At 59.8% G+C, this 8285-nt stretch carries 5 protein-coding genes; 1 reads left to right on the plus strand and 4 read right to left on the minus strand.

What is annotated here, in order from left to right:
• Nucleotides 1–2: 2 nt before the first annotated feature.
• Nucleotides 3–3152, minus strand: coding sequence for an error-prone DNA polymerase (locus HV796_RS33020; protein ID WP_175232098.1), 3150 nt, complete (start codon nt 3150–3152; stop codon nt 3–5).
• Between the two features lie 381 nt (nt 3153–3533).
• Here HV796_RS33020 and HV796_RS33025 point away from each other — a divergent pair, with 381 nt between their 5' ends.
• A complete protein-coding gene (locus HV796_RS33025) occupies nt 3534–4550 on the plus strand; it encodes a bile acid:sodium symporter family protein (protein WP_175232099.1) in 1017 nt (338 codons plus the stop codon).
• A gap of 42 nt (nt 4551–4592) precedes the next feature.
• Here the strand turns inward: HV796_RS33025 and HV796_RS33030 are convergent, their stop codons facing one another.
• The 3 genes from HV796_RS33030 to imuA form a co-directional block, all read right to left on the minus strand.
• Nucleotides 4593–5531, minus strand: a complete 939-nt coding sequence (locus tag HV796_RS33030) for a LysR family transcriptional regulator (RefSeq protein ID WP_175232100.1) — start codon at nt 5529–5531, stop codon at nt 4593–4595.
• Between the two features lie 288 nt (nt 5532–5819).
• Nucleotides 5820–7301, minus strand: a complete 1482-nt coding sequence (locus tag HV796_RS33035; protein ID WP_175232101.1) for a Y-family DNA polymerase — start codon at nt 7299–7301, stop codon at nt 5820–5822.
• Nucleotides 7231–7938: a translesion DNA synthesis-associated protein ImuA gene (gene imuA, locus HV796_RS33040; RefSeq protein WP_175232102.1), complete on the minus strand. Its 708-nt coding sequence runs from the start codon at nt 7936–7938 to the stop codon at nt 7231–7233. Before imuA ends, HV796_RS33035 begins: the two co-directional genes overlap by 71 nt.
• Nucleotides 7939–8285 lie beyond the last annotated feature (347 nt).

The following is an 8285-nucleotide window of genomic DNA, read 5'->3' on the forward strand; positions in this document are numbered from 1 at the left end:
ACTCAGCAAAAATTCCGGCTCGTCGACTGCAATCCGCCAAGCAGATGCGACATATCGACAAGCCGCTGCGCAACGAGGTGCCGCACTTCGCCCTGACATTGCCAGACACCGTACACCGCCAGCAGCGACGCGCTCAGCAACGCCTTGCGCTGTGCCTCGACGAGCTTCGGCCATACGATCACGTTGACATTGCCGGTTTCGTCTTCGATCGTCACGAAGATCACACCTTTCGCGGTGCCCGGCTGCTGCCGCACCGTGACGATCCCGCAGCCGCGCGCGAGCCGGCCGTTGCGGTAGGTGTTGAGCGTCGCGGCCGGCATCAACCGGTGTTCGAGCAACTGCGGTCTCAGTAGCTCGAGCGGATGGCGCCCAAGCGTCAGGCCCGCTGACCGGTAATCCGCGACAATGTCCTGCGCTTCCGACGGCGCGCCTAGTCGAGGTGTCTCGTCGCTGACCGCGGCAGCCGCCAGCATGTCCTTGTCGGGCACGGCGGCGACCGATTGCCACAACGCCTCGCGTCGGTTGCCGGCGAGCGTCACCAGCGCATTCGCATCCGCCAGCACGTGCAGATCGCGACGATCGAGTTGCGCACGATACGCAAGATCGTGCACGCTGTCGAACGGCCGCACCGCGCGCGAAATTTCAATGCGCTCCGCGGCTCCATCCTTCATTCCGCGCAACAGCGAAAGCCCGAGACGCACGGCGGGGCGCGCATCGCCGTCGAGCATCTCGAGCGATGCGTCCCAGCCGCTCACCGTGACATCGACCGGCAGCACCTTGACGCCGTGCCGCCTCGCGTCCTGCACAAGCTGCGATGGCGAGTAAAAACCCATCGGCTGGCTGTTGAGCATCGCCGCGAGAAACGCCTCGGGTTCGTGGCACTTCAGCCAACTGCTCGTGTACACGAGCAGCGCGAAACTTGCCGCATGGCTTTCTGGAAAACCATATTCGCCGAAGCCCTTGATCTGCTCGAAGATCGCCTCGGCAAAACGCTTCTCGTAGCCGCGTGCGAGCATCCCATCGACGATACGGTCGTAGTAACGCTGCAGGTTGCCTTTGCGCTTCCATGCGGCCATCGCACGGCGCAATTCATCGGCTTCGCCGGGGGTGAAACCGGCCGCGATAATCGCGACCTGCATCACCTGTTCCTGGAAAATCGGCACACCAAGCGTGCGGCCAAGCGCGGCTCTCAGGTTCTCGTTCGGATACGTTTCAGGCTCAAGACCCTGACGCCTGCGCAGATACGGATGCACAGCGCCGCCCTGAATCGGCCCAGGCCGGACGATCGCGACTTCGATAACGAGGTCGTAGAACACTTTCGGCCGCAGGCGCGGCAACATGCTCATCTGCGCGCGCGATTCGATCTGGAACACACCGACCGTATCGGCGCGTGAAATCATCTCGTACGTTGGCGTGTCCTCCGGTGGAATCGACTGCATCTCGAAGTCTTCGCCGCGCCGCTGTGCGACCAGGTCCAGCGCACGGCGAATGGCCGACAGCATGCCGAGCGCCAATACATCGACCTTCAGCAAGCCGAGCGATTCGAGACCGTCCTTGTCCCATTCGATCACCGAGCGGTCCGGCATCGCCGCATTCTCGACCGGCACAAGCCGCGTCAGCTTGCCGCGGCTGATCACGAAGCCACCCGAATGCTGCGACAGATGCCGCGGAAAATTGAGCAGTTGCGACGCCAGTTTCGCCCACAACTGGATCAGCGGTATCTGCGGGTCGAGTCCTGACTCTTCGAAGCGCGCGAGCAGATCGCGGCTCGAGTCGAACCAGTGATGCGATTTCGCGACCTTGTCGACGATCTGCGGATCGATGCCGAGTGCCTTGCCGGTTTCCCGCAGCGCACCGCGCGGCCGGTAGGTGGAGACCGCGGCCGCAATTGCCGCGCGGTCACGGCCATATTTGTTGTAGATGTACTGAATAACCTCTTCGCGCCGCTGATGCTCGAAGTCGACGTCGATGTCGGGTGGCTCGCCACGCTCTTTCGAAATGAAACGTTCGAACAGCATATTGCCGCGAGCCGGGTCCACTTCGGTGACGCCGAGGCAATAGCAGACTGCGGAGTTGGCTGCCGAGCCGCGCCCCTGGCACAGAATGTTCTGACTGCGTGCGTAGCGCACGATGTCATAGACCGTCAGGAAGTATGGCTCGTATTGCAGATCCGCGATCAGTGCGAGTTCGTGTTCGAGCTGTTGCTGAACCTCGTACGGAATGCCTGATGGAAAGCGCCGCTGCGCGCCCTTGTACGTCTCATGCCGCAAATAGGCGGTCGGCGTGAAACTCGTGGGAACGAGTTCGTCCGGATATTCGTACCGAAGGGTATCGAGCGAAAACGAGCAGCGCGCGAGCACGCTGATCGTCTCGCGTACCGTATGTTCGGGATAAAGATTGGCGATGCGCACTCGCGAACGCAAATGCTGTTCCGCATTCGGCGCAAGTGCGTAGCCGCATTCATGAACCGGCTTGCTGATGCGGATTGCCGTCAGTGTGTCTTGTAACGGCTTGCGCGAGCGCACGTGCATCACGACATGACCCAGCGCAACGACCGGCACCTGCAGACGATCTGCGACGTATTCAACCGAGCCGCGATGAATATCGTCCATTGCCCGCTGATGCAGCACGAGGCCGACCCATGCGCGCTCCGGAAATGACTCGTCGAGCCATTGGATTTGCGCTTCGAGCGCCTCCTCTTTCGCAGGAAATTCGGGCACCAGAATCGCAAGACAATCGGGCATGCCGCGCAGATGGGCATTCTCGCGATCAGGCCGCGACAGATCGTGTGGCGTTAGCCGGTATTCGCCTTTCGGCGCGCGCTTGCGCGCAAGCGTGATCAGCTCCGACAGATTGCCGTATCCCTCGCGATTCTGTGCCAGCAGGATCAGCCCGAAGGCCGGCGAACCGTCGGCATTGCGCAGTTGGAAATACGAGCCAATAACGAGTGGCAAGCCCGCTTCTTTCGCCGCAACATGCGCGCGCACGATACCGGCAAGCGAGCATTCGTCGGTGATCGCAAGTCCTGCATAACCGAGTTGCGCCGCACGCTGCGCCAGTTCCTCGGCATGCGATGCGCCGTGCAGGAACGTGAAATTGGAAAAGCAGAACAGCTCGGCGTAGGCCGGCAAGGAAGTCAGCGTCGTATCCATCGCATGTCATCCGAACGGTCCGCCGGCAAGCGACATTGGCACGGGAATACCTGTATATTTATACAGTACTTTACACTGAAATCGCAGCTAGTGAACTGCCACTTTTTCTCCTGGCGGGGCGGCAAGCTCACTTCGTCACGGTTGTTTCCGCGCCGTGGCGAAAATTTCACAGGGTGTGGTCCGCACCCTATCACCGCGATAGCCGTGCAAAACGCGGAGCTTCAACCATTTCGCCACGCGTAAAGATCTGCTCATCCCGTTGATTGATTGAACATTGCCTGCGCCTTAACTTGGGGGCTGCACCCGCTCGTCTTCCACTGCGTCGCTTACGCAACCCGCAAACGAGATGGTGAAATCCGCCCCCCGTTCGAAGGAAAGGCAATGACACTCCGCAAGCTGCTTCCAGACAAATTCACCTTGGCGCTGGTATGTACCGTTGCGTTCGCTTCGCTGTTTCCGTGTCGCGGTTCCGCAGCCACCGCTTTTAACGGCCTGACAGACGCTGCTATCGCTTTGCTGTTCTTTCTTCATGGGGCGAAGCTGTCCCGTGAGGCAATCGTCGCCGGCGCGACAAACTGGAAGCTTCATGCAGCGGTGTTTGGTAGCACTTTTGTGCTTTTCCCCGTTCTCGGAATCGCACTGCATCCGGTGCTGGGACACTTTGTGAAGCCCTGGCTGTATCTTGGGATCCTGTTTCTCTGCACCCTGCCTTCGACGGTGCAATCGTCTATTGCATTCACGTCAATGGCAAAGGGCAATGTCCCGGCAGCTGTTTGCAGCGCTTCCGCATCGAGCCTGCTTGGGATCTTCCTTACCCCTGCATTGGTGAGCCTGATTATCGGCAGTCACGCAAACGGCGGCGCTTCATCGTTTAGTACCGTGGGCGACATCGTCCTTCAGCTCTTCGTGCCATTTGTCGCCGGCCAACTCATGCGTCCGGTCATCGGTCGCTGGATAGATACGCGCAAGGAAATTCTCCGCTTTGTCGACCAGGGATCGATTGTCCTCATCGTCTATGTGGCATTCAGCGAGGCAGTTAACGAGGGCATCTGGCATCAGCTTTCCGCAGGCGCTCTCGTTGGAATCGTCATCGCCAACGCAGTGTTGCTTGCGATTGCTCTTTTATTGACGACACACGGCAGCAAGTGGCTGGGCTTTTCCGATGAAGATCGAATCACGATCATCTTTTGCGGCTCGAAGAAAAGTATGGCATCCGGAATACCCATGGCCAAAATACTCTTCGGCACCCATGCCGGACTGATCGTTCTGCCCATCATGCTGTTTCACCAGATTCAATTGATGACCTGCTCTGTGCTGGCGCAGCGCTGGGGCTCACATACGAAAGCCGAGCCCGTTCAGAGAGTCGCTAACGCGAAGGCGACGGGCACGGTGCAGTAGCAAGCAACGTTGCACGTCGAGTATTGGGTAGCGATCTTCGGATTACCGGTCAGGATGGGGTCTACTTTTGCCAGCTGCCCGCGCGATGGCTCGGCAAGCGACGCCAAGCTTCAGCAATGTGGGGTCGCGCTCGCGAATGCTCAAAAAGGTTAATCCAATTTTCTGCTTCATCCGGAAGCGGGAGCTCAAGGGAATAAAGCGGACTTTGTCTTTCAAAAGTCCGCGAATTCTCCCCGGCAAAAGCGTGTATCCAACGCCGCCGCTCACAAGGCTGGTCAAGGAAAATATATCGCCGACAGTCATGACGACCGTCGGTATCGCTCCGGCCACATGAAACGCGTGATGAAATCCGTGATACGTCGCAAACCCTTCATGTAGCGAGACAAAAGGTTCGTGTGAGCACATTTGCAGATCGATGGTCTCGAGATCTGCGTACCGTGAGCCGGTAGGTGCTGCGAAGTAAATCTCATCTTCAAACAGCGGAATCGACTGAAATTCCGCTCCCAGGTCGGAGACTGCCAGCAGCGCCGCGTCCAGCGTACCGTGGGACAACAGTTCGGTTAGCTCCGTGTTGGAGCCAAGTGTCAGGTCAACTTCCAGCCCTATTCCGCGTGCCTTGAGTTCCGCGATGAGTGCCGGAACGGTTTCGAGCGTCAGCGAGTAAAGAGAACCCAACCGCAAGAGCGAGGACGAATAGCCGGCAAGCTCGCGCGCCGTGCGAATGCCGACGGACATTGCGGTTAGCACCTCACGCGCGGTGCTCGCCAGTGTCCTCGCGGCATCGGTTGGTATCAGTTGTCTTCCCTGATGCTCGAATAGCTTGCACCGCATGCCTTTCTCTAAAGAGTGCAGTGCGCGGTGAACGCTGACAGTACTAACGTCGAGTAATTCCGCGGCTTTTCCTAAGCTGCCACCTTCCAGGAAAGCCAGCAGAACTTCTAGCCTACGAAAGCTTATCTCCTCGTCGATTCTCTCACCCATGCTTTTCGACTCCGAAGTGGATAGCGACCCATTATGCTGCCGGCTCAGAATGCGTGTGCCTATGCGTTGGGCTGGTTTTCCGGTATTGCCGATCCGCATTCATCAGCCAGCTTGCCGACGCGGATTGCCGTCAGCGTGTTGCAGCCGCTTGCGAGAACGCATGGTGCACATGACATGACCCAGTGCAGCCGTCGGCATCTGCAATCGATCTACGGCGTGTTCAGCCGGGCCGCGGACGATTAAGTCCATCGTCCATCGTGCTTCCGCAGCGGGTTCCCGGTATTTCCGTTAACCAAACAGGCCGTGCAGAAACCAGCGTTGCGCTTCTTCGGCCGCGCGGCTGCTGACGCGCTCGAGATAAATCCAGTAACAGCTGCGGTCTTCGGCTTGCGCGACGTAGTAGTCGCGCGTGATCAAGCCACCGTCGAACCAGCCGGCTTCGATCCGCTCGGCGGGCGACACCATCCGCAGCGGTGAGCCGTAAAACGGTCGGTTCTGACGCGTGAGCAGGCGCACGGGTGTCTCCAGCATCCATGTCGGGCGCGGCAGACCCTTCGGCAATGCGATCTTCTTTTCCGGGTCGCCGACCGGTACCCAGCGGTTCGCAATTTCCGGCCGGTAATCGGCCGTTGGCGCGGGACGTAGCACGTTTTCGGCGCCCAGACGCGCGATCAGCAATTCGAGCAGGCGCGCGTGGTCTTCCAGCGTGCCGCCGGGCTCCGGGAAAAGATTATCGGTGGCGGGTTGCGCCGATGCGATTTTTGTCACGTCGAGTCGCAGTGCAATGGCCGGCGCCGGCAGTTCCATGCGATGCAGACGTTCTTTAACGAGTCGCAGCAGATGATCCTCGCGCCATGCCGGTTCGCCGAGCGCGATTTCGATCAGGGTCGGCGCAAGCGCCTGTCTGCCCCGCTCATGTTCGAAAGACAGCGTCACAGCGGCGGCCGCGAGTTGCTTTGCACATAGCCAGCCGCATAGTTGTGCAAGCAACCGATGAGCGGCAAATACCGCGCCGTCCGCATGCTCGAGCCGATCAGGCAATTCGATTCGCGCGGAAAAAGTGGGCGGCAGTTCGAGCCAGTCGAAGAGTTCCGGCGCTAAACCGAAGGCGCGATCCAGCGAATCCAGCAGATGCTCGCCACAACGACGCTGCAAGCCGGCGCGCGGCAGGCGGCGCACGTCGGCAATCGATTCGCAGCCGAGCCCCGTGAACCAGTCGGCCAATGGGCGGATCTCCGGCACAGCCTGCATCGGCAAGGACGCGAGTGCACGTTCAAGCGATTTGATTTGCAGTACTCGCCGGTTGCCATGCTTCGCCAGTAACCAGGCACCCTCGCCCGTCGGCGCCACGCTAATGCGTGCGGTCAGGCCGAACGTCTCGAGGAGCATCTTTGCCTGCCGGCACAGCGACAGCACGCCGCTGAAGAGCCGCAGACTCGCACCGACTTCGACGATGACCGTCGCCTCGTCGAGTAATGCGACATCCGGTGAGAACTTCATCAACGCGATGCCGACTTCGCGCTGCACCGCGTTTTCGCGCGTGATGTCGCGCTCATAGAGATGTGTCTGCACAGACAATGCCGTCACGCCGGCGCGCTTCATGCCGGGCCGCACGCCGGCCGCCCGGGCCGCACGATCGACGACGATCACCACGCCCTTCTCCAGCACGGCACTGCCGTATGCCGCTTTGACTCCGTCCTCACGCAGCCACTTCGGCTGGAAGACCTCGAGAGGTAGTTTCGGCAAGTGAACGGCGAGAAAGACGCGCATGACGGGAATACAGAACAGGGGTGGGTTGCAGGGAAATCGACAGAGGCTCTGCGCGCATGGGACCTCGTCGTTTCACAATGTCGACCATCAGGCCTTCTGCTGCTGGCCTTAGCGCCAACCGCAACAGCGCTGGCGATGAGTCTTGTGCGGCCGCGAGCGGCCGCACCATGATGAACAGCGTTTCGGATGACTGGGCCGCCAGATGCAAGCGCCGCAACGACGATGCTTTTGCATGCTGCGCCCACAGCAGCACCGCACCGCAACTGCCGGTCTGAAGAATTTGCTCGGCAGACCATAATGCATCGGTGATGTTCGTCGCTCTGACCTGCAGTAGCCGTTCGAGCGACAGCCCGATATGGTTCAAACCCGGTCCATCCGGGATATGCGGCGGTTTGATCAGTGCGATAGGCCGCTCGTCGAGCACGCTGAATGCGGGCCGCAGGAGCCGCATCTCGCCGATACCCGGTTGCTCGACCAGCAAATCGACCAGTTCACCAATCGGCCAACCGCCGCCCGGTAATTCCACAGACAGTACCGGATAGCCCGTGTCGATCGTCTTCCCGCGCCCATGCGCAAGCTGCGAAGCTCGCCAGAGCGCCGGATGGATATCTTCGGCAGGAATAGCGGCGGGTGACATCGATCGTAGGAAAAACCTGTATGTTTATACAGTATCCTACACTCAACTCAGACGCTCTGAACTGGTACTTTTGAGATGCCGTTGGAGGGTTTTGTCTGATGTAGAAGCGGCAATGTGTGTTTTCAGGCTGAATATGGGCGTCAGCGAGAAACGATTGGGGGAAGGTAATTTAACCGGCGCGATTGAAAAACGGGCTGATGAAGTCGACGGAGTGCTAAGGAATACTGGAGAGGCTAGCCGGTAGTGCTGGCTGGCTGGAATTGGGCTGCGTAGACCGGGCAGATTGTGTAGGCGTAAACGCACGAACCCCGCCTGGGAGGGCGGGGTTGGGGCGTCTGGAAAGGGGA

The organism is Paraburkholderia humisilvae (genome assembly GCF_902859855.1).
In the GTDB taxonomy this organism is placed as follows: domain Bacteria; phylum Pseudomonadota; class Gammaproteobacteria; order Burkholderiales; family Burkholderiaceae; genus Paraburkholderia; species Paraburkholderia humisilvae.